Source organism: Hydrophilobacter chitinilyticus (genome assembly GCF_049860745.1).
GTDB lineage: Bacteria > Pseudomonadota > Gammaproteobacteria > Burkholderiales > Burkholderiaceae_C > Rhodoferax_B.
Genome location: NZ_CP187561.1, coordinates 425,112 through 448,370, shown reverse-complemented (window position 1 = coordinate 448,370; position 23,259 = coordinate 425,112). Strand labels below are relative to the sequence as shown.

Here is a 23,259-nt window from a genome sequence, read left to right as displayed (position 1 = left end):
CGCGCAGATGTTGCGTGGTTGCTGAACTTTTCCAACCGCCCCTGGTCTGAACGGCCATAAGGAGTGATCGTAAAAATGAAACGTCGTGAATTTTCCCTGGCATCTGTTGGGGCTGTGGCCGCCTCGTCGCTGGCCATTTCCCCCTTCAGCGCAGCACAAGCCCAGGGCATGGCGCCCAAGGCCGGCACCGACTACAACGTGCTGAAAACCGCTGCGCCAGTGGACAGCGCCAGCAAGGGCAAGATCGAAGTGGTGGAGTTCTTCTGGTATGCCTGTCCCCACTGCAACGCTTTTGAGCCCACGCTGGAAGCCTGGCTCAAGCAGTTGCCCAAGGACGTGGCTTTCCGCCGCGTGCCGGTCAACTTCCAAAGCAGCTTTGTGCCGCCCCAAAAGCTGTACTACACGCTGGAAGCCATGAATTTGTTGCCGCAAATGCACAGTAAGGTGTTCCAGGCGATCCACGTGGACCACCAAAAGCTCGACCGGGACGACGCCGTCCTCGAATGGGCAACCAAACAAGGCATCGACAAAGCCAAGTTCACCGACGTCTACAACTCGTTCTCGGTCAGCGCCAAGGTGCGCCAAGCTTCGCAGTTGCAAGAAGCCTACAAAGTAGAGGGTGTGCCTGCGCTGGGCGTCGCTGGCAAGTTCTACACCGACGGCTCGTTGGCACAAGGCATGCCACGTGCCCTGGCGATCGTGGACTACCTGGTCGCCCAGGAACGCAAGGCCGGTCCGGCCAAGTCCTGATCAAGTTGATCGGTAAAAATGCTCACCTAAATGCCCGCTTAAGCGGGCATTTTTCATGGTGCTGCAGTTGTCACCGCTACAATGATCTGCAAGATTCATGCCTCTATGAAAAACAAATACTCCATCGCACTGATTCTGGCCGCATTGGCGTTCACAGGTGGTTTTGCGCACGCTGAGAGCGCGGACCGAGACAAACCGATGAACGTCGAAGCAGACGCCATGCGCTACGACGACCTGAAGCAGACCAATGTCTTCACCGGCAATGTGGTCATGACCAAGGGCACCATCATCATTCGCGGTGCGCGGGTCGATGTGCGCCAGGACGCCGAAGGTTACCAATATGGCGTGGTGACGGCAGCTCCGGGCAAGTTGGCGTTTTTCCGGCAGAAGCGCGATGGCGGTGACGAGTTCATCGAAGGCGAAGCCGAAGAAATCTATTACGACAGCAAGGCCGACAACGTGCGCCTGGTACGCCGCGCCATCATGCGCCGCTACCTGGGCACCAAGCTCAGCGACGAAACCACGGGCGCTGAAATCAACTACCACAACACCACCGGCGTGTTCACTGTCGATGGCAACGTGCGCAACCTCGCGGCGGGCAATGCTGGCACCGCAGCACCCGCGTCAGGCGGCCGTGTGCGCGCCATGTTGACCCCCAAATCCGCAGCTTCTGCGCCCACCGTGCCAGACGCCAACACCACGGCACCGGCCTTGCGCCCCAGCCTGCAACTCGGCGGGGAGCGCAAGTGACAGCGGCTGACGTCGCCGCGACCCCGGTGGACGATTCGTCCTGCTTGGAAGCCCGCCACCTGCAAAAAGCCTATGGTGGCCGCAAGGTGGTGAAGGACGTGGGATTGAAGGTGCGCAAGGGCGAAGTGGTCGGTTTGCTGGGCCCCAATGGCGCCGGCAAGACCACCTCGTTCTACATGATCGTGGGTTTGGTGCGGGCCGACAGCGGCCATATCTTCATCGACGGCCAGCCGGTTGAAGGCATGCCGATCCACCGCCGTTCCCGCTTGGGATTGAGCTACCTGCCGCAAGAAGCGTCGATCTTCCGCAAGCTCACCGTAGAAGAAAACGTGCGCGCCGTGCTGGAGTTGCAGCATGACGACGCTGGCAAACCTTTCAGCAAAGCCGAACTCGAAAAACGCCTGACCGACCTGCTGCAAGACCTGCGAGTCGAGCATTTGCGCAGTTCCTCCGCCCTGGCTTTGTCTGGCGGCGAGCGTCGCCGGGTGGAAATTGCACGTGCGCTGGCCACCCAGCCGCGCTTCATCTTGCTGGATGAACCGTTTGCCGGTATCGACCCGATCGCAGTGATCGAGATCCAGCGCATCATCAGCTTTCTCAAGTCACGCGGTATTGGTGTGCTCATCACCGACCACAACGTGCGCGAGACCCTCGGGATTTGTGACCACGCCTACATCATCAGTGATGGCCAGGTGCTGGCACAAGGAACGCCCTCTGACATTGTCAACAACGCCGAAGTGCGCCGGGTTTACCTCGGTGAGCATTTCCGGATGTAAGCCCATGGAATGCGTGCGTAACACCTTTGGGGCGCAGCTTGGCCTGCTGCTACCGCCAACCCTGTTGGCGGTGAGGGAGGCGCGCGCATGAAGCAAGGTTTATCGCTACGCGTCTCGCAGCATTTGGCGTTGACGCCACAGTTGCAGCAGTCGATTCGTTTGCTGCAACTCTCCACGCTGGAGCTGAGCCAGGAAGTCGAGCAGATGCTCGACGACAACCCGTTCCTGGAAGTCGGCATTGACGAAGCACCACGCGAAGAATTCGGCCTGAGCCATGCCGATGCCCCCGTGAGCGGTGATGACCGCGAAAGCGAATACGCCGCCAGCAGCACCACCAGCACCACAGACAACACCGGCTCGGACAGCCAGGTCGACGCCGAGAGCCCGCTTTCCCCCCAGGATGACAACCAGAACTGGGAGGGCGATGGCACCTCGGAAATCGCCCCCGACGACAGCGAATGGGGTGGTGACGCGCCGCCACGCACCAATAACAACGATAGCGAAGGCGAAGTCGACGCCACCGAATTGGCGCGCAGCCAGATGTCGCTCACCGAGTTCTTGCACCGCCAGGCCCTGGCCTTGCGCCTGAGTGAAGAAGACCGCGCGGCACTGCGCTTCCTCATAGAGTCGCTGAACGAAGACGGCTACTTGGAAGACAGCCTGGAAGAGCTGGCCCAAAGCCTGGCCGAGCCAGACGACGGTCTCGAAGAAATTGAAGAGTTGCAGCACCGCTTCACCATGGCGCTGGGCCTGCTGCAAAGCCTGGAGCCGGTGGGCGTGGGTGCACGCACCCTCGAAGAATGCCTGACGCTGCAATTGCGCGCCATGGCCGACGACGAACTGGACGAAGACGAAGAACAAGTCCGCGTCGTCGCCATTCAGATGTGTGCCTGCCCCATGGACCTGGTGGCGCGGCGCGATGTGAAGAGGCTGGCCAGCCAGTGCCGCACCTCGGACAGCGTCGTCAAAGCCGGCCTGGCGTTGATTGCGGGTCTGGAGCCCAAGCCTGGTCGCCGCTTTGTGGACGTGGAGCGCAACATCGTCGTCCCCGACGTCATCGTCTCCAAAGTCGGCCGTGGCGCCCAGGCGAGTTTTCGGGTGCGGCTGAACCAGGACGTGATGCCGCGCCTGAAGGTGCACGACATTTATGCCAATGCGCTGAAGCAGCACAAAGGCGGCGGCCGTGATGCGTCAGTCAATGCCGCATTGCAGCAACGCCTGCAAGAAGCGCGCTGGTTCATCAAGAACATCCAACAGCGCTTCGACACCATTCTGCGCGTGAGCAACGCCATCGTCGACCGGCAGAAGAACTTCTTCAGCCATGGCGAGTTGGCCATGCGCCCGCTGGTGTTGCGCGAGATTGCCGATGAATTGGGCCTGCACGAGTCCACCATCAGCCGCGTGACCACGGCCAAGTACATGTCTACGCCACACGGCACCTTCGAGCTGAAGTACTTCTTCGGCTCGTCGCTCGGCACCGAGACCGGCGGCAACGCGTCCAGCACCGCCGTGCGCGCGTTGATCAAGCAGTTTGTCTCGTCCGAAGACCCGAAAAAACCCCTGAGCGACAGCCAGCTCTCCGACATGCTCAAAGAGCAAGGTATTGAATGTGCCCGCCGCACGGTGGCCAAATACCGCGAGGCGCTGCGTATTGCGCCCACAAACCTGCGCAAAGCGCTTTAATGTCGGTGCGCACGTAGCGCACTCGGCATTGCACCAACCCGCGAACAGCGAACCTACTTGCCATGAACCAGCTCAAGCTATTTTTGCCCTGCGCCGCAGGCGTTGAAGACTTCCTCGCCGAAGAGGTGCACCACCTCACCAACCTGCAAGGCGATGACCTTCTTGTGCTGCGTGGCGGTGTGCTGGTGCGCGCCTCTTGGCGCGACGCCATGCTGCTCAATCTGCACAGCCGCCTGGCGCAGCGTGTGTTGATCGAGTTGTCGAACACCGAATACCGCAACGAACAACACCTGTACGAAGCCGCCAGTCAGGTCGCCTGGGAAATCTGGTTCACCCCCAAGCAAAGCTTCAAGATCGAAGTCACAGCACAACACAGCCCACTGACCTCGCTCAACTTTGCGGCGCTGAAAATCAAAGATGCCGTGGCCGACCGTTTTCGCCACAAACACGGCATCCGCCCCGATGTCGACACGCGCTGGCCCGGCGTGCGCATCTACGCCCACTTGACCACCGACCGCGCCACGCTGTACATGGACACCTCGGGCGAGCCGCTGTTCAAACGCGGCTGGCGTGAAGACAAGGGCGAAGCCCCATTAAAGGAAACCCTGGCCGCTGCCATGCTGGCCGCCAGCGAATGGGATGGCGAAACCCCGCTTTACGACCCCTGCTGCGGCAGCGGCACCATCGCCATCGAGGCCGCCCAGATCGCCTGCAACATCGCCGCGGGCAGCCGCCGCCGCTTTGCGTTCGAAAAGCTGCTGCCGTTTCAACCGCACGTATGGGATTCGCTGCTGAGCCAGGCCCGCGCGGCTGAACACGCTCCGCGCACCGAGATTTTTGGCAGTGACGTGGCCCACCGCATGGTCGACTTCGCCATGCGCAACGCCGAGCGCGCGGGCGTGGCCAACTTCGTGCAGTTTCGTGGCGGCGATGCTCTGCAGCGCCAACCCCCTACCGCCAGCGGTGTGCTGATGATCAACCCACCGTATGGCGACCGGATTGCCGTGGCCGGTGTCGCGCGGGAGGGCCGCAATACGGGGCGCCAAGGTGGACGCGATGCGCCGCCACCCGTGCAAGTGGTCAGCCGCGAACAAGCGCAAACCGACGACGGTGGCGACTTCTTCCCGCAACTGGCCACACACTGGAAGAAAAACTACGCCGGCTGGACAGCCTGGGTGCTGACCCCCGACCTCAAGTTACCCAGCCGCATGCGCCTGAAAGAAAGCCGGCGCGTGCCGATGTGGAACGGCCCGATCGAATGCCGCCTGTTCCGCTTCGACATGGTGGCCGGCTCGGCGCGCCGCTCCGCCGACAAAACCGATCCAGCTTGATGGACTTGGCGACCTCGGCACCACCCGCTACGACTAAGTCTGTGGTGCTCGACACCAACATCGTGCTGGACATCTTCTTGTTCAACGACCCGGTGTGTGAACCCATCCGCGCTGGCTTGTTGGCGGGCAGCCTGCACTGGCTCGCCATCCAACACATGCGCAACGAGTTAGAGCGGGTGCTCGACTACACCCACCTGCAACCCAAGCTGGCGCTTTACGAACTGAGCAAAGCCGACGTGTTGGCCGCCTTCGACCAACACGCCCATCTGGTGGAAGTGGCTCCGCGCGTCAACACCGTTTGCAAAGACCCGGACGACCAGTGTTTCATCGACCTGGCCGTGGCCCACCAAGCTTTGCTGTTAAGCAAAGACAAGGCCGTTCTTGCACTACGAAAAAGACTTCTAGCGCACGGTGTGACTGCGCAGACTGCTATTCAATTTTCATCTTGAAGCTGTCAGCCTGGGCACGGCCCCAGTAGAACTTGTAGACGTTGGGCAGCGTGCTGATGTCGTTGTTCAGCAGCGCGCCAGCCTTCAACGGCGGCATCACCGTCACCAGCAGCTTCACCCCGGTTTCGTTCATGCGCCGCACGATGTGGTGGGCGGTGATTTCGCTCGGGTGCGTCAGGCCAGCGGCTTGCACCATTTCGCGCAAGGCCTCCAGCGTGTTCTGATGGAAGTTGAGCACGCGCTCGGCCTTGTCGGGCACGATGATGGCTTGTTGGCGCACCGGGTCTTGTGTGGTCACGCCCGTGGGGCAATGGCCGGTGTGGCAAGCCTGGGCTTGCAGGCAACCCAGCGCAAACATGAAGCCACGCGCAGAGTTGCACCAGTCGGCACCCAGCGCCATCATGCGCGCCAGGTCGAAAGCGCTGATCACCTTGCCGGCGCAGCCGAGCCGGATGCGGCTGCGCAGCCCCACGCCCAGCAGCGTGTTGTGCACCAATTGCAGGCCTTCTTGCAACGGTGCGCCCACATGATCGGTAAATTCCAGCGGCGCCGCGCCAGTGCCGCCCTCGGCACCGTCCACCACGATGAAGTCGGGCGTGATGCCGGTTTCCAGCATGGCCTTCACCATGGCAAACCATTCCCACGGGTGGCCAATGCAAAACTTGAAGCCGGTGGGTTTGCCGCCCGACAGGTCGCGCAGTTTGGCGATGAAATGCATCATCTCGGTCGGTGTGGAAAAGGCGCTGTGCGCTGAAGGCGAAACGCAATCGACACCAATCGGCACACCGCGCGCCTGCGCAATTTCGGCCGTGACCTTCGGGCCGGGCAACACCCCGCCGTGGCCGGGCTTGGCGCCTTGGCTGATCTTCAGCTCAATCATCTTCACCTGCGGGTCAAGCGCGTTCTCGGTAAAGCGCTCGGCATTGAAGGTGCCGTCGTCGTTGCGGCAGCCAAAGTAGCCCGAGCCAATTTCCCAGATCAAGTCGCCGCCATTCACGCGGTGGTGCACCGAGATGGAACCTTCACCCGTGTCGTGCGCAAAGCGGCCTTGTTTGGCGCCAGAATTCAACGCCAGGATGGCGTTGGCCGACAAGGCGCCAAAGCTCATGGCGGAGATGTTGAAGATGCTGGCGTCGTAGGGCTGCGTACAGCTCGACGTCGTCGCCGCTTGGCCGGTAGCCGAGTCCACCCCAATCAGCGTGCGGAAGTCGTGGGTGGCGACGATGGTGGGCGCCACCGAATGGTTGATCCACTCGTAGCCCTCGGCCAGCACATCCAACTGCGTGCCGAACGGGCGTTTGTCGGCCTGGCTCTTGGCGCGCTGGTAAACCAGCGAGCGCTGGGCGCGCGAGAACGGCGTGGCGTCGGTGTCGGCTTCGAAAAAATACTGGCGAATTTCAGGCCGGATGAACTCCAGCATGTAGCGGATGTGGCCAATCACCGGATAATTGCGCAGCACTGACTTTTTGGTTTGCCGCAGGTCGTAAATGCCCAGCAGCACCAGTGCCAGACAGAGCAGAAATATCCAACCGCCAGTGCCGATAAACAGCACGTAGAACAGGCTCAGCAGCAAGCCGATGCAACTGAGTCCGAAAACGGTGTAGCGCACGGGATAGACGGAGTTCAGGTAATGCATCATGGGTTATGGCCTCCAGCGACGCATGCTACTGGCTAAACTTCAGTGTCGCCACATTCTGTTGCAAGTGCCGCCCTCTTCGCGCCTAGTTGTGGTTTTACGGGTACCGTTTTGAACACCCGCCCTCACCAAACACCTACCGAACACCACCATGACTCTCATCACCGAAAACCCTGAAGCCCCCCTCGACCTGCAACCCGAGGACTACGAAGCCCTCGAAGACATCCTGGAGGACCTGCGCACACGCAACGACGAAACCCCGCAGTGGGAGTTTTGTGAAGGTTTCATGGCAGCCGTGTTGTGCAGCCGCCGTGTGATCCTGCCCAGCGAATACCTGCCCGTGCTGCTGGGTACCGGCGACGAAGGCGAAGGCTCGTTTGCTGATGCCGCGCAGGAAGAGCGCTTCACCGAACTCTGGCTTCGCCGCTGCAACCACGTGGCCGATGCACTGTCGCAAAAGATCGAAAACCTGGAAGACCCACGCGCCTACATGCCCGAGGTGATGGACGTGCGTGGCATGCTGGCCGCGCTCACGCCAGAAGAGCGCGCCGAAGCCCTGCCCGATGGTGAAGACGATGCCGTGCCCGCGTTCGCGCAGGTGTGGGCCTTGGGTTTCATGTTTGCCGTCGAAGCCTGGCCTGACGAATGGAAAGCCCCACCCAAAGACAAAGAAGCCGTGAAGTGGCTCGACCAGGCCTTGGGCGCCATCGTGGCCTTGTCGGAAGACGACGACGGCCCAGCTGAAATCTCGCCCTTCGGCCCTGACGAAGAAGGCGGCGAAGAGCCACCACCAAGCATGTCCAAAGCACGCCTGGAAGCGTTTGGCGAAGGCATCTGGGCGGTGTACGACTTGTTTGAAATGTGGCGCGCCATTGGCCCACGTGTGGAAACCGTGCGCGTGGAAGCCGGCCCCGGCCGCAACGACCCTTGCCCTTGCGGTAGCGGCAAGAAGTTCAAGAAGTGCCACGGCGCTTGATCGACTGCGTGGATCGTCAACGCGCTCCGACCTGACAGAAATACCAGGGCTGCGCAGCCCTGGTATTCATCCCTTTCAGTGCTCTTAAAAGAGCTTAGTGTGTGGCCAAAAACTTCTGCAAATTGGCCTGCGCCTGTGCCCGCACTTTGCTGCGCAGCATCGGCGTCCACCCTAGCAAAAGGCCTGGTAAACCCAGGGCTTGGCGCGACCAACGCCAGAAATTGAATTGGTCGCGGTGGGCCACAATCTGGCCCGTCGCATTGAACTCAAACTCGCCATCGATGATGTTGTGCACCATGCGCCCGGTGGCACTGAAACGGTAGTGCGCCTCCCAATGGGCGTGCCCTCTCTGGGCGTCTGCCTCAATGCCGTCAAAAGTGAGGCGCCACACATCGCGTCCTTTGGCCTCGGTCACGGCACACAACATGCGCCACATACCGGCCACCTCTTGCTGGCCGCGCAACGAAAAAACCTCATCATCAAACCGCGCATCTTCGGCATAACAACGGGCCATGGTCTCGGCATCCAGTTGCGCAAAAGCGGCATAAAAAGTTTCGAGCGTCTTTTGATTCAAATGCATAAATTTTGGGGGGCTGTGCGGACACGAAAGAAGACGTATGTGGTCAGACGTCGGGATGGCCGTCGCGTTGGAACTACAACATTCTGGATATAGTGACGGCGTCTGCATTTGTGTTTTGAAACAATGCCAGAATCGATCCGGGATGTCTACGCCGGTGCAGGGCACAGCCAGATTTTCGCCACGCCTGTTGTCAAAGATATTCTTTGTTTCGTATCGCCGTTTGTGAGTACAAGAGCCCGTGCAGCCTCTCAGATCTATTGACCCCGTTATCGTTTTCCGTAACAGCCAGGGAGATCCCACCCGAGGCACGTTGACCCGTCTCCAGCGGCGCTCGTTGGAAATGGAACTCTATACGCCCAACTCGGTTGTTCGGATCAGTGAGGTGCTAAGTGATCTGACCATCCGATCCGGGCTGAAGACCATCTACCAAGGCAAGGCTGCGGTAGTGGGTTTGGTGAACACCGGCCTGATGTCGGTCGTGTCCGTCACGCTCAGCGACGAGTGGCAAGACCTGCAGGTCATGGGGCTCGACAAAGCCTCGGTCGCCCAAGAGGCGCTGGCTTTTGTCGACGACTGGCAAAAGAGATTCACCATTCGGCATGACTACCAAGTCGTGGTCAGCGAAATGCGGGCCTATCTCTCTGAAGCCTCGCGCTGGATCGACCAAGCCGACATTGCCTCTGGCCTGCCGCGCGACGCCAACGGTCGCGTAAGTGAAGACGTGTTTTATGGACTGGCCCAGCCATTGGTTGAAAAGGGTGCCGAGTTTTTGACCCGCCTGGAAGCCGTGGCTTCGCAAGTGGACGAGTCGCAGACCGCCGTGCACCGCAGCTTTGCGCAGGCCGCCATTCACCCGCTCATTCTGCAAGCCCCTTTCGTCTACCGCACGTTCGCCAAGCCACTGGGCTATGCAGGCGACTACGAAATGGTGAACCAGATCCTGGGCGACCCACGGCAAGGCACTTCCACCTACGTGCAATTGGTCAACCTGCTGTTCTTGAAAGCTGGAGTCGCGCAGGCTCACCGCAATCGCATCGACATCTTGTGCAGCAAGCTGGACGAGCTGGCCCAAAAGGCCGTGGCAGAACAACGCACCTTGCGCGTATTGAACATTGGCTGCGGTCCTGCAGCCGAGATTCAGCGCTTCGTGCGCACCAACCCCGACTTCGACAAGCTGGAGTTTGTGTTGGTGGACTTCAGCAGCGAGACACTGGAATACACCCGGCAACGGCTGGAGGAAGCACAGGCCGGCACCGGCAAATCCTTGCGCTTCACGCTGCAGCACGAGTCCGTCAATCAACTGCTCAAACGCGCGCAACGCGCCACCACGGCGTCTGCGGAAGAACAATTCGACTTTGTGTATTGCGCTGGCTTGTTCGATTATTTAACCGACAAGGTCTGCAGCCGACTGGTGAAGTATTTTGTGTCCAGGCTGCGCGAGGGCGGACGCATCCTGGTCACCAACGTGCACTCCGACAACCCGCAGCGCTACGTCATGGAACATCTGCTCGAGTGGTATCTCATCTACCGCAACGAGGAGCAGATGCAGTCCGTACTGAATGGGTTTGACGCGCCATCAAAGCTCTACACCGACGCCACGGGCGTCAATATCTTTGGCGAATTGACGGTCAAAGCAGAATCGAAGGCGGTGGCCATTGCAAGCCATTAGCAGAACCCGCTCGCCCTACGAGCAGCAGCTCTCAGACTTCCGGCTTGGCTACAGCAAGGCCGGCTGTGTGACGTCGATCGTGCTCGTGCTCGCAGGCTTTGGACTCGACTACTTCACCTACCCCGAACGTTTGAGCGAGTTCACTCTGCTGCGGGTGCTGGTCGCGGCCCTCACTTTTGGCATCTTGCGTGTGTTGCTGACGGAGTTCGGCAGACAGCATGTTCGCGCCATGACGATGTTGTGGCTGCTGCTGCCGCAACTCATGATCTCTTTCATGATCTACACGACGGACGGCGCACAGTCGATCTATTTCGTGGGCTTACATCTAGCCCTCTATGCAGTTGGCATTATTTTGCCCATCAGCTTCGTAGAAAGCGTCGGGTTTGCGGTTCTCACACTGGCGCTGTACGTCGCCGCCTGCACCCTTCATCCAGATGCGGGCAGCAATTCGGCGCGCTTGATCACGAACACGCTGTTCACACTGTTCTCCGCAGTCACTAGCGTGTTTTGCACCTGGTTCAATGAAAAGGCACGCATCCGACTGTTTGAGTTGCAGCATGAAGTCTCGGAAAAGAACGCCGAGCTCGTCAGCACCAACAAAGCCCTGGCAGAGATCAAGGGGCACATGATGCAGCAGGAAAAAATGGCGGCCTTGGGCACTCTGGCTGCGGGTTTGCTGCATGAAGTCAACAATCCCGTGAACTACAGCCTGATGGCGCTAAACATGGCCCAGATGGATGCGGCACCGCTGGGTAGCGAGATGTTGAAGGAAAGCCTGGCTGACGCCAAAGAGGGCATGCAGCGGGTGCAGGGCATCGTCACCGACCTCAAGACCTTTGCCTATCAAAAGCCCGGGGACGATGCGAGCCGCATCTTCTTGTTTGAAAAGGCGTTGAAGTCGGCACTAAGGCTCACTGGCTTTGAGCTTAAGGGCATTGAGGTCTCAACCGATCTTCCCATGGACAGCCATGTGCACGGCGATGAACCGGCCGTCATCGGCGTGCTCATCAACCTGCTGGGAAATGCCGCCCTGGCACTGCAGAAGTCCGGCCGGAAAACGCCCAAAATCAGTGTGCATGCACAGCGTGTGGATGCACGGCTGCAGGTCGCTGTGCGCGACAACGGCACCGGCATCACTGCAGAAAATCTTGTGCGGGTGTTTGAGCCTTTCTTCACCACACGTGAAGTTGGCAAAGGCCTGGGCCTGGGCCTGAGTGTGAGCTACGCCATCATCAACCGGCATGGTGGAGAGTTGCGCGTGGCCAGCGAAACTGGCGAATGGACCGAGTTCTCCTTCGACTTGCGCTTGGCGAATCTGAACGCCTGAGCACTGCAAAATCATGTCGCAACTTGACGCGTCTCCCGAACTTTCTGCCTCGACACTGCTGTACGTCGATGACGAGCCGCAGGCGTGCAAGTGGTTTGCGCGCATGTTTGGCAACGAGTTCACCATCCTCACCGCCGCCAGCGTCGACGAAGCGCTGCAGGTGCTGCAAACGCGCTCTGCCGAAATTGCCGTGCTGCTGACCGACTACCGCATGCCGCAGCGCCATGGGCTGGAGTTGTTGCGCCTGGCCCAACGCGACTACCGTAGTGTGGTGCGCATGCTGGTGACTGCGTACGCCGAAAAGAACATGGCCATCACGGCGGTCAATGAAGGCGACGTCTACCGCATCCTGGAGAAGCCGCTGGACGAAGAGTTGACGCGGATGACGCTGCGCCAAGCGCTCGCACAGCATCGGCAACGCTCTTTTGAGCGCGCCATGCATGAGCACCGTGCACTGGCCATGCGCGAAACGCTGGGCTTTCTGGCGCACGAGCTCAATACCCCGCTGGCCACCGTACGCGGCTACATGGACGCCCTGCGCCAGCGCTACATTGCACCTTCGCCAGACGATGCGGCGCAGACAGAAAGCATGGCTGTGTTCCGCGAAGGCAGCCCCGGCGAAGTGCTGGCGGCGCTGGAGTCGGCCGAGCGGCGCACCGTCTATTGCCAGTCGCTGGTACAAACGTTTCTGCACTCGGCGCGCGACGCTTATCCGGGCGCTGCGGCACCCCTGGTTACCGCCAGCAGCCTGGTCGAATCGTTGCTGGACGAGTACCCTTTCGACCTGGGCGAACGCAGCATCATCAGCCGTGAAGTGCAGCAGGACTTCTCACTGCCGGGTCGGCGCGAGCTGGTGTACCTGGTGCTTTGCACGCTGACCAAGAACGCTCTGTATGCTTTGCGCAAAATGGACAAACCCACTCTGCATATCAGCATGGGTTTGCAGCCCGGCGCAGAGGCGGGCCTGAAGTCAGACCAATCCTTGCCGTGGATCCGTTTTGTCGACAATGGTCCTGGCATTCCCGCCGAAATTTTGAAACATCTGACCCATGTTCCGATGACCACCAAGCAGCAAGATGGTGGCTCCGGCATGGGCTTGCTGTTTTGCCGCCGCGTGATGCAGGCGGTAGGCGGCAGCATTGAAATCGATTCCCCTCCCGGGCAGGGCACACACGTCACCCTGCAGTTCCGGCCCATCCATATTGCTAACCCAAGTTGAGAACGGTTTATGAGAGCTGACAAGATCCTGTATGTCGACGACGAACCCATGGCACTCAAGTACTTTGAGCGCCTGGTCAACACCATGGCCCCGGTGCTGACAGCCTCGTCCGTAGAAGAAGGCCAGGCCATTCTGCAAGCGCGCGGCGACGAGATTGCCGTGCTGATCACCGACCAACGCATGCCCACGGCCTACGGCAACGAACTGCTGCGCTATGCACGGGACAACCATCCCGGCATCGTGCGCATGTTGACCACCGCTTACTCCGAGCTGGGCGAGGCGATTGAGGCCATCAACACTGGCGAGATCTACCGCTACATCACCAAGCCGTGGGATCTGGAGTTGCTGCGCACCGACTTGCGCAACGCACTGGAGTTGTCGAACCTGCGCAATGAGCGCGACGAGATGTTGCGTGAAAAGCTGGCCGTGCAGCAACAGCAATTGCTGGCCGGCCGCGTGGCGCAACTCGCCCCCGTATGTGCCGGTTTTGTGCGCCTGGACTACGAGGCCGCCGTGCACAGCTTCGTGCAAGCCGCGGGTGCTGCGGACTGCACGATTCCCGCCATCGACTGGGGCCGCCTGGACCACGCCGAACTCGCGCAATCTGAAGCCCAACGCGGTGTGGCCATCGGTCAAGCCTTGCGCGCGGCACTGGCCACTTTGGGTACGTTTGCCGACGCTGCCCAAGCCGGTGCGGCCTTGGTGCAAGCGCTGCCTGGCCAAGTGGAACTGCAAGGCGGCAAGCTGATGGTGCTGGACCGCACGGTGTTCACCGGGCTGCTAGAGGCTGAGGGCGGCGCCGTCCCCACCGCCAACCAAGCCATCTGGCTCGCATGGCTATTGCAGTGGAACCGCCCTGTTCAGGTAGAGCGTACGGATGGCGGCTGGGCGCTACGCCTGGATGCCGGCGCCGTGCCTGAGGGGTGGATGGCCGATGGCATCACCCAATTGATCGAGGATGCCCAAGCCCGCTGAAAACGGGCTGAAGCCGCGTCGGCGTTCTAGCTGTAACTACCGGCGTTGCGCTGGTGCACCCGCCTGGCGTGGCTGCACGGCGCAGGCGCGGCAAAGCTGCATGGCCAGTTGTTGCAGCGCCTGCCAGCCATCGGCCGGCCAACCGGGTGCCTTCAGGCCTTTGACGATGCCGTCGACCAGATGCGCTGACTGCAACAGTTCTGCCAATAGCGGCGCACTCAAGCGGGGCAGTACGCGCTCAAACAGCCGTTCCTTCACCCCCCACACACGCTGCTCACGCAAAGCCATGGGCAGCGGCTTGCCGTCGGCCATGGCGTCACGCACACGCTTCAGGGCACGGATGTCTTCGGCCAGCGTGTAGTGCACCAACACCTCGGCCTCGCCCTCGGCCTGCAAGCCGTCCAGCATGCGCTGCACACGTTGCACCTGTCCGCCCAGCACAGACTCGGATAGCTTGAACACGTCGTAGCGCGCCACGTTGAGCACCGCGCTTTCAATCTGCTCTTCGGTCAGCTCGCCAGCAGGGAACAGCAAGCCAAGCTTTTGCACCTCTTGGTGCGCCGCCAGCAGGTTACCTTCCACGCGGTCGGCAAAAAACTGCAGGGCGCGCTGGCCGGCTTCACCACCGGCCACACGTTGCTGCTGCGCGGCCAGGCGCTGCGCGATCCATTGCGGCAGCGCAGCACGCTCCACCGGGTCGACCTGCACCGTCACGCCAAAGCCATCGAGCGCGCCAAACCAGGCACCGCTCTTGGTCATCTTGTCGAGCTTGGGCAGCACCACCAGCGTGAGGGTGCTGTCGTTGTCTTGCGCCTGGCGCGCCAACTGTTGCAGTACGGCGCTGCCGTCTTTGCCAGGCTTGCCCGAAGGGATCCGCACCTCGACGATTTGTTTGTCGGCAAACAGGCTGAGCGAGCCGCCAGCGGCCAACACGCCGCTCCAGTCGAAATGCGCACCGGCCACGGTGTGTACCGTCCGCTCGGTATAACCCTGCGTGCGTGCGATGTTGCGTATGGCGTCGGTCGCCTCTTGCACCAGCAAAGGCTCATCACCATACACGGTATAGAGCGAGCGCAGGCCCTGTTGGAGCTGGGAGGCAAGTTTGGCGGGGGCGATCTGCATGGGGTGAGTTTACCGGGGCGCTGACACGCTTAAAGCTGGATGGTCGACAGCAGCAGGCTCGTCTCGGTTTGCGAAATCCCGTCGAGCAGACGGATGCGCGTGAGCACTTGGTCAAAACCTTCCAGCGTGTCGGCACGCAGCTCGGCGGCAATGTCCCAGCGGCCATTGGTGGTGTGGATGGCACCCACTGCCGGGTCGCCGCGCAAAGCCTGCAACACGTGCTGGGTGCGGTTGCCCTCCACCGCCACCGTCATCCAGGCGCGGATGCGTTGGCGCTCAGCCTGGGGTTTGAGGCGCAGCGTGTAGCCGGCGATGGTGCCTTCGGCCTCCAACCGCGCCAACCGGTTTTGCACCGTGCCGCGCGCCACCTTCAAGGTTTTGGCCAGGCTGGCCACCGGCGTGCGCGCGTTGGTGCGCAGCAGACCGATGAGTTGGTGGTCTAGGTCATCCATGCTTTGTACAAATTGCTTTATCAGGCCAAGCATTTTGCATCATTAGCCAAAAATAATGAGCAGTTTTCTGGCTATTCGTTAGCGCAACAAGTTTGGAGAATCTTGGATAGAACACAAACAGGAGAGCCCACCATGGTGAACTACATCGGCATCGACCAATTACGCAAACTACTCGCCACCGTTGGCCTGCCAGCCTTTTTGACGCGGCTGGCCGACACCATCGAGGCCGACTACCAGCGCTGGGACCAGTTCGACAAGTCGCCACGCCACGCCATCCACTCGCTGCACGGCGTGATTGAACTCATGCCCACCAGCGATGGGCGTTTGTATAGCTGCAAATACGTCAACGGCCACCCGAAAAACACGGTGGATGGCTTGCTGACCGTCACCGCGTTTGGCGTGTTGTCTGAAGTGGAAACCGGCTACCCGCTGCTGTTGTCCGAATTGACGCTGACCACCGCCCTGCGCACTGCCGCGATGTCGGTGCTGGCCGCACGGCACTTGGCCCGCCCCAATGCACGCGTGATGGCCTTGATTGGCAATGGCGCGCAGAGCGAATTCCAGGCGCTGGCGTTCTACCACCTGCTGGGTATTCGCAGCCTGCGCCTGTATGACGTAGACCCCGCCGCCACCGCCAAGCTGCAGCGCAACCTGGCCGCCATGGCGCTGCCCGGTCTGGACGTGGTGCCCTGCGCCTCCACGGCCGAAGCAGTGCGCGGCAGCGACATCGTGACCACCGCCACCGCCGACAAGCGCGCCGCCACCATCTTGACGCCCGAGATGATTGCGCCCGGCATGCACCTGAACGCCGTGGGCGGCGACTGCCCTGGCAAGACCGAGCTGGCCCCCTCCATCCTGCAACGCGCCGACGCCAAGGTGTTTGTCGAGTTTGAACCGCAAACCCGCATCGAAGGCGAAATCCAACGCTTGCCAGCCGACTTTGCCGTGACCGAGTTCGCCCGCGTGGTGCAAGCCACCGCGCCCGGCCGCACCAGCCCAGACCAGGTCACGGTGTTCGACTCGGTGGGCTTCGCGCTCGAAGATTTCTCGGCTCTGCACCTGCTGTACCAGTTGCTGCAAGAGCATCCCGAACTCGCCACGCCGATCGACCTGGTGCCCGAAATGGCCGACCCGAAAGACCTGTTCGGCCTGCTGAACCACAACGCTACGGCGTCTGCAGTGACGGCCGCTTTAACTGCCGCTAGGCAAGCGCGCCCAATGCCTTCAGAATCCATCGCACCATGAACGAATCGCCCTTCCCCACCGCTGTCTTGATTGGCGCGCCCACCGACGTGGGCGCCGGCGCACGCGGTGCCTCCATGGGCCCCGAGGCTTTACGCGTCGCTGGTTTGAAAGAAGCCCTGCAAAGCCACGGCCTGACGGTGATCGACCAAGGCAACCTCAGCGGCCCGCCCAACCCTTGGCAGCCGCCAGTGAACGGCTACCGCCATCTGGAAGAAGTCGTGACCTGGAACGAAGCGGTGTGCGATGCCGTCTACGGCGTGCTGAGCCAAGGCCAGATGCCCATTCTGCTGGGTGGCGACCACTGCCTGGGCCTGGGCAGTATTGCGGCCGTGGCACGCCATTGCCGCGAAAACGGCAAGAAACTGCGCGTGTTGTGGCTCGACGCACATGCCGACTTCAACACCAGCGAACTCACGCCCAGCGGCAACGTACACGGCATGCCCGTGGCCTGCCTCTGCGGTTTGGGACCTGATGTGTTGACGCGTATTGGCGGCCACACGCCCGCGCTGCTGCCGCAGCAGATTCGGCAAATTGGCATCCGCAGTGTGGACGAAGGTGAAAAGCGACTCGTGCACGCGCAAAAGCTCGAAGTGTTCGACATGCGCTTCATCGACGAACAAGGCATGCGCCAAACCATGCTGCAGGCGCTGGCTGGGCTAGACGACGAAACCCATCTGCATGTGAGCTTCGACGTGGATTTTCTCGACCCCGACATCGCCCCCGGCGTGGGCACTACCGTGCCCGGCGGCCCCACCTACCGCGAAGCGCAGTTGTGCATGGAAATGATTGCCGACAGCGGCAAACTCGCCTCGCTCGACATTGTGGAACTGAACCCGGCGCTCGATGTGCGCAACCGCACGGCCGTGCTGGCGGTGGATTTGGTGGAATCGCTGTTTGGCAAAAGCACCTTGATGCGTGACCGCGCGGGACGCTGAAAACCGCTCGCCCTAAAAACAAAGCCCGGCTGCATTTGCATCAGCCGAGCTTTGTTGTTTGCGCAGTCGAATCAGATCTCTTTGACCGCCGCCAACCGGCGTGTCACCTGCTGCACGATGTCGGTTTGCATGTTGCGGTAGAGCAAAGCCTCTTCCGCATCTTTACCCAGGGCTTCAGATTCTGAGTAGCTGATTTCGCGCCGTTGCACGATCTCGGCGTCTGGAATCAGCTCCTCTCCAGCAGGCGTGCGCAGGCGGAACTTGAAGCGCGAGGTGAGCGTGAACTCCTGCACCTGCCCAGCGGAACTGCGGGTGGCCACCGACTTCACACGCTGGTCGAGGATCACCACCAGCACCACGTCGGCCTGGGTCAAGCCCAATGGGTCGTTGCGCACGGTGACCTTGCCGCTGGAGGCGATGTTGCGCTTCAGCTCGTTCGCCAACGACGACGACTCGGCCGCCTGGATGTAGATAGTGTTGAAAGCGTAGTCAGGCGCCTGGCGCAACTTGAAGCCGCAGGCCGACAAGCTGGCGGCGGCCACCGTTGCCGCCAGAGGCCGCAACATTTGGCGACGCGATAGTGGAGTGCTGCGCATCAGACCACCACGTTCACCAGGCGCCCAGGCACCACGATGACCTTTTTCGGCGCCGCGCCATTGGCCGCCTTGATGAAGGCGTCGCTGGCCAGAGCCGCGGCCTCGATGGCATCCTTGCTGGCACCAGCGGGCACCAGAATGGCACCGCGCAGCTTGCCGTTGACTTGCAGCATCAGTTCCACCTCGTCTTGTTCCAGCGCCTTGGGGTCGACCTTCGGCCATGGGGCGTCCAGCAAATCACCGAATTGGCCGGCGTAGCCCAGTTCCGTCCACAGCGCGTGAGCAGCGTGCGGCGTAGCCGGGTAAATGCAGCGCAACAGAATGCCAAACGACTCGGCCAAGGCGATCAACGCACCGGGAGTGTCCAGCGCCTTGAAGTCTTCCAGCGCGTTGAGCATCTTCATCGCGCCCGACACCACGGTGTTGTATTGCATGCGCTGGTAGTCGTAGTCCACCTGTTTGAGCACGGTGTGGATCTCCAGGCGCAGCCCTTTGGCGTCTTTGCCAAACTGCACATCATTCAGGCCTTTTGCGCCCACTGTAGCTGCGGTGGCAGCTGCGAAATCAGTAGCAGCCAGCTTCACGCCAAAGTTCCACACACGGCGCAAGAAGCGGTACGAACCTTCCACCGCCGCGTCGTTCCACTCCAGCGTGGCTTCGGGCGGCGCGGTGAACATGGTGTAGATGCGGGCCGTATCGGCGCCGTATTTTTCAATCAGCTCTTGCGGATCAACACCGTTGTTTTTGCTCTTGCTCATGGTGCCGACACCTTCGTAGGTGATAGCGGTGCCAGCAGGCAGGTCACCCTTGGCAGCGATGAGCTTGGCGCCGATAACCTTGCCGGTGTCGTCGGTCACGTCTTCGACTTCACTTGGCCAGAAGTATTCGATGCCGCCCTTCTCGCCCTTGCGCGAGTAGATGTCGTTGAGCACCATGCCTTGCGTGAGCAGCTTGGTGAACGGCTCGTCGACCTTCACCAGGTCGAGGTCGCGCATCACCTTGGTCCAGAAGCGGGCGTAGAGCAAGTGCAGGATGGCGTGTTCAATGCCACCGATGTACTGGTCCATTGGCATCCAGTAGTTGGCGCCTTCGGCGACCATCTTCTCGTCGTTCTTCGGGTCGCAGTAGCGCATGAAGTACCACGAGCTGTCGACGAAGGTGTCCATGGTGTCGGTTTCGCGACGGGCGGCTTTGCCACAAACCGGGCAGGTCACACCGGCGTGGAAGCCTTCGTGTTTGTGCAGCGGGTTGCCCGAGCCGTCGGGCACGCAGTCGGTGGGCAAAACCACCGGCAGGTCTTTCTCGGGCACGGGTACGGCGCCGTGTTCATCACAGTGGATGATCGGGATCGGGGTGCCCCAGTAGCGTTGGCGGCTCACGCCCCAATCACGCAGGCGCCAGGTGGTCTTTTTCTCTCCCAGGCCCTTGGTTTCCAGTGCGTGGGCCACGGCGTTGACGGCGTCTTTGAACGACAACCCACTGAAACTGTCAGAGTTGATGGTTACGCCGCGCTGCTTGTCGCCGTACCAGTCCTGCCACTCGTGGTAGTTGTAGTGCAGGCCATCGACTTGCACCACTTGCACGATGGGCAGGTCGTACTTCAACGCGAAGGTGAAGTCGCGTTCGTCGTGTGCGGGCACGCCCATCACGGCGCCGTCGCCATAACCCATGAGCACATAGTTGCCCACCCACACGTCGATCTTGTGGCCGTTGAGCGGGTGCACCACTTGCAGGCCGGTGGGCATGCCCACCTTTTCACGCGCGGCCAATTCGGCTTCGGTCGTGCCGCCCTTCTTGCACTCTTCAATGAAGGCGGCAAGCTTGGGGTTCGTTGCCGCAGCGTGTTGCGCCAGCGGGTGCTCGGGCGCCACGGCACAGAAGGTCACGCCCATGATGGTGTCAGCACGCGTGGTGAACACGTACATGCGGCCATCGCCAATCAGCGCGCCAGTGCTGTCATGGATGTCGTGGGTGAAAGCGAAACGCACACCTTCGCTCTTGCCGATCCAGTTTTCCTGCATCAGGCGCACCTTGTCGGGCCAGCCGGTCAGGTTTTCTTGCGTTTGGCCGAGCAATTCTTCAGCGTAGTCGGTGATCTTCAGGTAGTAGCCGGGGATCTCACGCTTCTCTACCGTGGCGCCCGTGCGCCAGCCCTTGCCGTCGATCACTTGTTCGTTGGCCAGCACGGTTTGGTCTACCGGGTCCCAGTTGACGACCTGGGTCTTGCGGTAGGCAATGCCCTTGTCCAGCATTTTCAGGAACAGCCACTGGTTCCACTTGTAGTACTCGGGCGAGCAGGTGGCGACTTCGCGCGACCAGTCGATGGCCAAGCCCATCGCCTGCATCTGCTTCTTCATGTAGGCGATGTTGTCGTAAGTCCACTGCGCGGGCGGCACGCCGTTCTTCAACGCGGCGTTCTCGGCCGGCAGGCCAAAGGCGTCCCAGCCCATGGGCATCAGCACGTTGTAGCCGTTCATGCGCAGGTAGCGCGTGAGCATGTCGTTGATGGTGTAGTTGCGCACGTGGCCCATGTGCAGCTTGCCGCTGGGGTACGGCAGCATGGAACAGGCGTAGAACTTCTTCTTCGACGCGTCTTCCGTCACGCGGTAGGCGTCGCGTGCGTTCCAGTGGGCCTGCGCAGCAGGTTCAACTTCGAGATGGCTGTATTTTTCTTGCATGGAGGGGGAACCGGGAAAGCACAACAATGAATGAGCAGTTTTGCGCTGCAATGCGAGGATTTTAGGCGCTTGAGCGTCACAGGCGCAGAAGCCGTGTGCAAGTACCTTGTCGAGGCCCCAAAGGCCCGTCTAAAGCCAGATTCAGCGCTGGGGTGGCGTTGGGGCGTCGGCCACAAAACCAATGCGGTTCAGACCGGCTTTTTGCGCCAGGCCCATCACCTCCACCACCCGGCCGTAGGGCACGGTGGTGTCGGCGCGCAATTGCACTTCGGTGTCGGGGGCATTGGCGGCGGTTTCCGTCAGTTGGGACACCAGCGCATCCGCTGCCACGGGCTTGTCGTTCAGGTAAAGCTGCCCGGCGGACGTCAGCACCAGGGTGACGAAAGGAGCGCCCGAGCTGCCTTTGGCGGCGTCGGTCTTGGGCAAATCGAGGCGGATAGAACTGGCCAGCAGCGGCGCTGTCAGGATGAAGATCACCACCAGCACCAGCATCACGTCGATCAGCGGCGTCATGTTGATGTCGCTCATGGGCTCGGTGCCCTTGCTGCGTTCGAGGCGGCCAAATGCCATGGCGCGGGTCTGGTCAGGCGACCGGGTGCCCGGCCAGCAGCTCGCGCAAGTCGCGCGCAAAACCTTCGAGGTCAGCCTCCATGCGGCCCACCAAACGGCCAAACACGTTGTAGGCCAGCACGGCGGGAATGGCGACGGCCAAGCCTGCAGCGGTCATGATTAGCGCCTCGCCCACGGGGCCGGCGAGTTTGTCGATGGTGATTTGGCCCAGATGGGCGATGGCCACCAGCGCGTGGTAAATACCCCAGACGGTGCCCAACAGCCCCACAAACGGCGCAGTAGAACCCACCGTGGCCAATAGCACTTGACCAAACTGCAGCTTGTGCAGCACTTCGTGCAGCGCGTTGCGCAGCACGCGGGTAAGTTGTTGGGCGCGGTCGCCGGCACCAGCCAAGGTGCCGGCGGGCGTGATGTGCTGCGTGGCTTCGATCATGGGCAACACCATGCGGGCGCGGTCTAGCGCCGAGACGCGCAAGGCACCATCGGCCAGGTTGGGCGCTTGCCAGAATGCAGCGGTGCTGCGTTCTACGTCGCCACTGGCGCGCTGCAGCAGCCACGATTTCCAGAGGATGACGACCCAGCTGGCTACCGACATCACCAGCAACAACACGGCGACGGTGCGGCTGACCAGATCACCCTCGGCAAAGTATTCAAACAATGGCATGGGTTGATTCTGGCCTGATTTTGTTTATTTGAGGCCGAGCACGTCGTACATGTCGAACAGGCCCTGGCGGCGACCCGCCAGGAAGCGCACCGCGCGCAAGCTGCCTTGAGCGTAGGTGGTGCGGCTCGACGACTTGTGGCTGATCTCGATGCGTTCGCCAGTGCCAGCAAACAGCACGGTGTGGTCGCCCACGATGTCGCCACCGCGGATGGTGGCAAAACCGATGCTCGAAGGGTCACGCTCGCCGGTAATGCCTTCGCGTGCGTAAACGGCGCAGTCCTTCAGATCACGGCCCAGCGCGCCCGCAATCACTTCGCCCATCTTCAAAGCCGTGCCCGAAGGCGCGTCGATCTTGTGGCGGTGGTGTGCTTCAACAATTTCAATGTCGTAACCCGTGGCCATGGCCTTGGCGGCCATTTCCAACAGCTTGAGCGTGACGTTGACACCGACGCTCATGTTCGGCGCCATCATGATGGCGATGTCTTTGGCGATCTCGGCGATTTCGGCTTTTTGCTCGTCGCTGAAACCGGTGGTGCCGATGACCGCGTTCACGCCCAACTGGCGGCACACCTGCAGATGCGCCAGCGTGCCTTCAGGGCGGGTGAAGTCGATCAACACCTGCGCGTTTTTGAGGCCGGCCGCAATGTCAGCGGTGACGATGGCACCCGATGGTTGGCCCAGAAAGGCGCTGGCGTCGGTGCCGATGGAGGTACTGCCGTCGCGGTCGAGAGCGCCTGCGAGCACGCAGTCGTCAGCCGCCGTGATGGCTTCGATCAACATATGGCCCATGCGGCCAGAAGCCCCCGCCACCGCAATGGCGAAGGGGGATGCAGATGTCGCGCCTGGCGCGGCAGAAGAATTGGTCATGGCTTGGCC

The 23,259-nt window shown here is 61.2% G+C and carries 22 protein-coding genes; 13 read left to right on the top strand and 9 right to left on the bottom strand.

The genetic code is table 11. The features are described from left to right. The first annotated feature begins 75 nt into the window (after window positions 1–75). From ACPWMG_RS02195 to ACPWMG_RS02170, 6 genes are all read left to right on the top strand, one after another. On the top strand, window positions 76–750 hold the full coding sequence (locus ACPWMG_RS02195) for a thiol:disulfide interchange protein DsbA/DsbL (protein WP_483303033.1): 675 nt from the start codon (window positions 76–78) through the stop codon (window positions 748–750). A gap of 105 nt (window positions 751–855) precedes the next feature. Then, window positions 856–1,500 carry a lipopolysaccharide transport periplasmic protein LptA gene (gene lptA / locus ACPWMG_RS02190; RefSeq protein WP_483303032.1) on the top strand — a complete coding sequence of 215 codons (645 nt, stop codon included), beginning with the start codon at window positions 856–858 and terminating at the stop codon, window positions 1,498–1,500. Beyond that, window positions 1,497–2,276 (top strand): LPS export ABC transporter ATP-binding protein, encoded by a 780-nt coding sequence (gene lptB / locus ACPWMG_RS02185; protein WP_483303031.1) that lies wholly within the window; start codon window positions 1,497–1,499, stop codon window positions 2,274–2,276. Before lptA ends, lptB begins: the two co-directional genes overlap by 4 nt. 87 nt (window positions 2,277–2,363) lie before the next feature. After that, a complete protein-coding gene (locus ACPWMG_RS02180; protein WP_483303030.1) occupies window positions 2,364–3,959 on the top strand; it encodes an RNA polymerase factor sigma-54 in 1,596 nt (531 codons plus the stop codon). Window positions 3,960–4,021: 62 nt separating this feature from the next. After that, complete coding sequence (locus ACPWMG_RS02175) at window positions 4,022–5,290, top strand: THUMP domain-containing class I SAM-dependent RNA methyltransferase (RefSeq protein WP_483303029.1); 1,269 nt, start codon at window positions 4,022–4,024, stop codon at window positions 5,288–5,290. After that, window positions 5,290–5,739: a putative toxin-antitoxin system toxin component, PIN family gene (locus tag ACPWMG_RS02170; protein ID WP_483303028.1), complete on the top strand. Its 450-nt coding sequence runs from the start codon at window positions 5,290–5,292 to the stop codon at window positions 5,737–5,739. Before ACPWMG_RS02175 ends, ACPWMG_RS02170 begins: the two co-directional genes overlap by 1 nt. Here the strand turns inward: ACPWMG_RS02170 and ACPWMG_RS02165 are convergent. Beyond that, the gene (locus tag ACPWMG_RS02165) at window positions 5,720–7,378 is read right to left on the bottom strand and encodes an FMN-binding glutamate synthase family protein (RefSeq protein ID WP_483303027.1); all 1,659 of its coding nucleotides are present in this window, start codon (window positions 7,376–7,378) and stop codon (window positions 5,720–5,722) included. The two genes, ACPWMG_RS02170 and ACPWMG_RS02165, sit on opposite strands and share 20 nt — an antisense overlap. Window positions 7,379–7,526: 148 nt before the next feature. Here ACPWMG_RS02165 and ACPWMG_RS02160 point away from each other — a divergent pair, with 148 nt between their 5' ends. Further along, a complete protein-coding gene (locus tag ACPWMG_RS02160; protein WP_483303026.1) occupies window positions 7,527–8,351 on the top strand; it encodes a UPF0149 family protein in 825 nt (274 codons plus the stop codon). A gap of 94 nt (window positions 8,352–8,445) precedes the next feature. Here ACPWMG_RS02160 and ACPWMG_RS02155 read toward each other — a convergent pair whose 3' ends face one another. Then, window positions 8,446–8,931, bottom strand: coding sequence for a nuclear transport factor 2 family protein (locus ACPWMG_RS02155; RefSeq protein WP_483303025.1), 486 nt, complete (start codon window positions 8,929–8,931; stop codon window positions 8,446–8,448). A gap of 310 nt (window positions 8,932–9,241) precedes the next feature. Here ACPWMG_RS02155 and ACPWMG_RS02150 point away from each other — a divergent pair, with 310 nt between their 5' ends. Genes ACPWMG_RS02150 through ACPWMG_RS02135 form a run of 4 tightly spaced genes read left to right on the top strand, consistent with a single transcriptional unit; the run spans window position 9,242 to window position 14,121 of the window. After that, window positions 9,242–10,600: an SAM-dependent methyltransferase gene (locus tag ACPWMG_RS02150; protein WP_483303024.1), complete on the top strand. Its 1,359-nt coding sequence runs from the start codon at window positions 9,242–9,244 to the stop codon at window positions 10,598–10,600. After that, a complete protein-coding gene (locus tag ACPWMG_RS02145) occupies window positions 10,587–11,927 on the top strand; it encodes a sensor histidine kinase (RefSeq protein ID WP_483303023.1) in 1,341 nt (446 codons plus the stop codon). The genes ACPWMG_RS02150 and ACPWMG_RS02145 overlap by 14 nt, the downstream gene beginning before the upstream one ends. Before the next feature lie 13 nt (window positions 11,928–11,940). Next, window positions 11,941–13,146 carry an ATP-binding protein gene (locus tag ACPWMG_RS02140; protein WP_483303022.1) on the top strand — a complete coding sequence of 402 codons (1,206 nt, stop codon included), beginning with the start codon at window positions 11,941–11,943 and terminating at the stop codon, window positions 13,144–13,146. Between the two features lie 9 nt (window positions 13,147–13,155). Next, a complete protein-coding gene (locus tag ACPWMG_RS02135) occupies window positions 13,156–14,121 on the top strand; it encodes a response regulator (RefSeq protein ID WP_483303021.1) in 966 nt (321 codons plus the stop codon). Window positions 14,122–14,157: 36 nt separating this feature from the next. Here ACPWMG_RS02135 and holA read toward each other — a convergent pair whose 3' ends face one another. Together holA and ACPWMG_RS02125 are read right to left on the bottom strand one after the other, a co-directional pair. Beyond that, window positions 14,158–15,243, bottom strand: coding sequence for a DNA polymerase III subunit delta (holA, locus tag ACPWMG_RS02130; protein WP_483303020.1), 1,086 nt, complete (start codon window positions 15,241–15,243; stop codon window positions 14,158–14,160). A 29-nt stretch (window positions 15,244–15,272) separates the two neighbouring features. Beyond that, window positions 15,273–15,695, bottom strand: coding sequence for an Lrp/AsnC family transcriptional regulator (locus tag ACPWMG_RS02125; protein ID WP_483303019.1), 423 nt, complete (start codon window positions 15,693–15,695; stop codon window positions 15,273–15,275). A 132-nt stretch (window positions 15,696–15,827) separates the two neighbouring features. On the opposite strand from ACPWMG_RS02125, the gene ACPWMG_RS02120 reads away from it, so the two are divergent. Further along, complete coding sequence (locus ACPWMG_RS02120) at window positions 15,828–16,940, top strand: ornithine cyclodeaminase (RefSeq protein WP_483303018.1); 1,113 nt, start codon at window positions 15,828–15,830, stop codon at window positions 16,938–16,940. Beyond that, a complete protein-coding gene (rocF, locus tag ACPWMG_RS02115) occupies window positions 16,937–17,875 on the top strand; it encodes an arginase (RefSeq protein ID WP_483303017.1) in 939 nt (312 codons plus the stop codon). The genes ACPWMG_RS02120 and rocF overlap by 4 nt, the downstream gene beginning before the upstream one ends. Before the next feature lie 71 nt (window positions 17,876–17,946). On the opposite strand, the gene ACPWMG_RS02110 is transcribed toward rocF, so the two are convergent. The 5 genes from ACPWMG_RS02110 to dapB form a co-directional block, all read right to left on the bottom strand. After that, window positions 17,947–18,441 carry an LPS-assembly lipoprotein LptE gene (locus ACPWMG_RS02110; RefSeq protein WP_483303016.1) on the bottom strand — a complete coding sequence of 165 codons (495 nt, stop codon included), beginning with the start codon at window positions 18,439–18,441 and terminating at the stop codon, window positions 17,947–17,949. Window positions 18,442–18,470: 29 nt separating this feature from the next. Further along, a complete protein-coding gene (gene leuS / locus ACPWMG_RS02105; RefSeq protein ID WP_483303015.1) occupies window positions 18,471–21,149 on the bottom strand; it encodes a leucine--tRNA ligase in 2,679 nt (892 codons plus the stop codon). A 141-nt stretch (window positions 21,150–21,290) separates the two neighbouring features. Further along, complete coding sequence (locus ACPWMG_RS02100) at window positions 21,291–21,719, bottom strand: ExbD/TolR family protein (protein WP_483303014.1); 429 nt, start codon at window positions 21,717–21,719, stop codon at window positions 21,291–21,293. 13 nt (window positions 21,720–21,732) lie between these two features. Next, complete coding sequence (locus ACPWMG_RS02095; protein WP_483303013.1) at window positions 21,733–22,383, bottom strand: MotA/TolQ/ExbB proton channel family protein; 651 nt, start codon at window positions 22,381–22,383, stop codon at window positions 21,733–21,735. Between the two features lie 24 nt (window positions 22,384–22,407). Then, on the bottom strand, window positions 22,408–23,250 hold the full coding sequence (gene dapB, locus ACPWMG_RS02090) for a 4-hydroxy-tetrahydrodipicolinate reductase (protein ID WP_483303012.1): 843 nt from the start codon (window positions 23,248–23,250) through the stop codon (window positions 22,408–22,410). Window positions 23,251–23,259 lie beyond the last annotated feature (9 nt).

Bases quoted from the DNA above. Each gene is read 5' to 3' on its own strand.
- ACPWMG_RS02195 (WP_483303033.1), top strand. From the start codon at position 76: ATGAAACGTCGTGAATTTTCCCTGGCATCTGTTGGGGCTGTGGCCGCC.
- lptA (WP_483303032.1), top strand. From the start codon at position 856: ATGAAAAACAAATACTCCATCGCACTGATTCTGGCCGCATTGGCGTTC.
- ACPWMG_RS02180 (WP_483303030.1), top strand. From the start codon at position 2,364: ATGAAGCAAGGTTTATCGCTACGCGTCTCGCAGCATTTGGCGTTGACG.
- ACPWMG_RS02175 (WP_483303029.1), top strand. From the start codon at position 4,022: ATGAACCAGCTCAAGCTATTTTTGCCCTGCGCCGCAGGCGTTGAAGAC.
- ACPWMG_RS02170 (WP_483303028.1), top strand. From the start codon at position 5,290: ATGGACTTGGCGACCTCGGCACCACCCGCTACGACTAAGTCTGTGGTG.
- ACPWMG_RS02165 (WP_483303027.1), bottom strand. From the start codon at position 7,378: ATGATGCATTACCTGAACTCCGTCTATCCCGTGCGCTACACCGTTTTC.
- ACPWMG_RS02160 (WP_483303026.1), top strand. From the start codon at position 7,527: ATGACTCTCATCACCGAAAACCCTGAAGCCCCCCTCGACCTGCAACCC.
- ACPWMG_RS02155 (WP_483303025.1), bottom strand. From the start codon at position 8,931: ATGCATTTGAATCAAAAGACGCTCGAAACTTTTTATGCCGCTTTTGCG.
- ACPWMG_RS02140 (WP_483303022.1), top strand. From the start codon at position 11,941: ATGTCGCAACTTGACGCGTCTCCCGAACTTTCTGCCTCGACACTGCTG.
- ACPWMG_RS02135 (WP_483303021.1), top strand. From the start codon at position 13,156: ATGAGAGCTGACAAGATCCTGTATGTCGACGACGAACCCATGGCACTC.
- holA (WP_483303020.1), bottom strand. From the start codon at position 15,243: ATGCAGATCGCCCCCGCCAAACTTGCCTCCCAGCTCCAACAGGGCCTG.
- ACPWMG_RS02125 (WP_483303019.1), bottom strand. From the start codon at position 15,695: ATGGATGACCTAGACCACCAACTCATCGGTCTGCTGCGCACCAACGCG.
- ACPWMG_RS02120 (WP_483303018.1), top strand. From the start codon at position 15,828: ATGGTGAACTACATCGGCATCGACCAATTACGCAAACTACTCGCCACC.
- rocF (WP_483303017.1), top strand. From the start codon at position 16,937: ATGAACGAATCGCCCTTCCCCACCGCTGTCTTGATTGGCGCGCCCACC.
- ACPWMG_RS02110 (WP_483303016.1), bottom strand. From the start codon at position 18,441: ATGTTGCGGCCTCTGGCGGCAACGGTGGCCGCCGCCAGCTTGTCGGCC.
- leuS (WP_483303015.1), bottom strand. From the start codon at position 21,149: ATGCAAGAAAAATACAGCCATCTCGAAGTTGAACCTGCTGCGCAGGCC.
- ACPWMG_RS02100 (WP_483303014.1), bottom strand. From the start codon at position 21,719: ATGGCATTTGGCCGCCTCGAACGCAGCAAGGGCACCGAGCCCATGAGC.
- ACPWMG_RS02095 (WP_483303013.1), bottom strand. From the start codon at position 22,383: ATGCCATTGTTTGAATACTTTGCCGAGGGTGATCTGGTCAGCCGCACC.
- dapB (WP_483303012.1), bottom strand. From the start codon at position 23,250: ATGACCAATTCTTCTGCCGCGCCAGGCGCGACATCTGCATCCCCCTTC.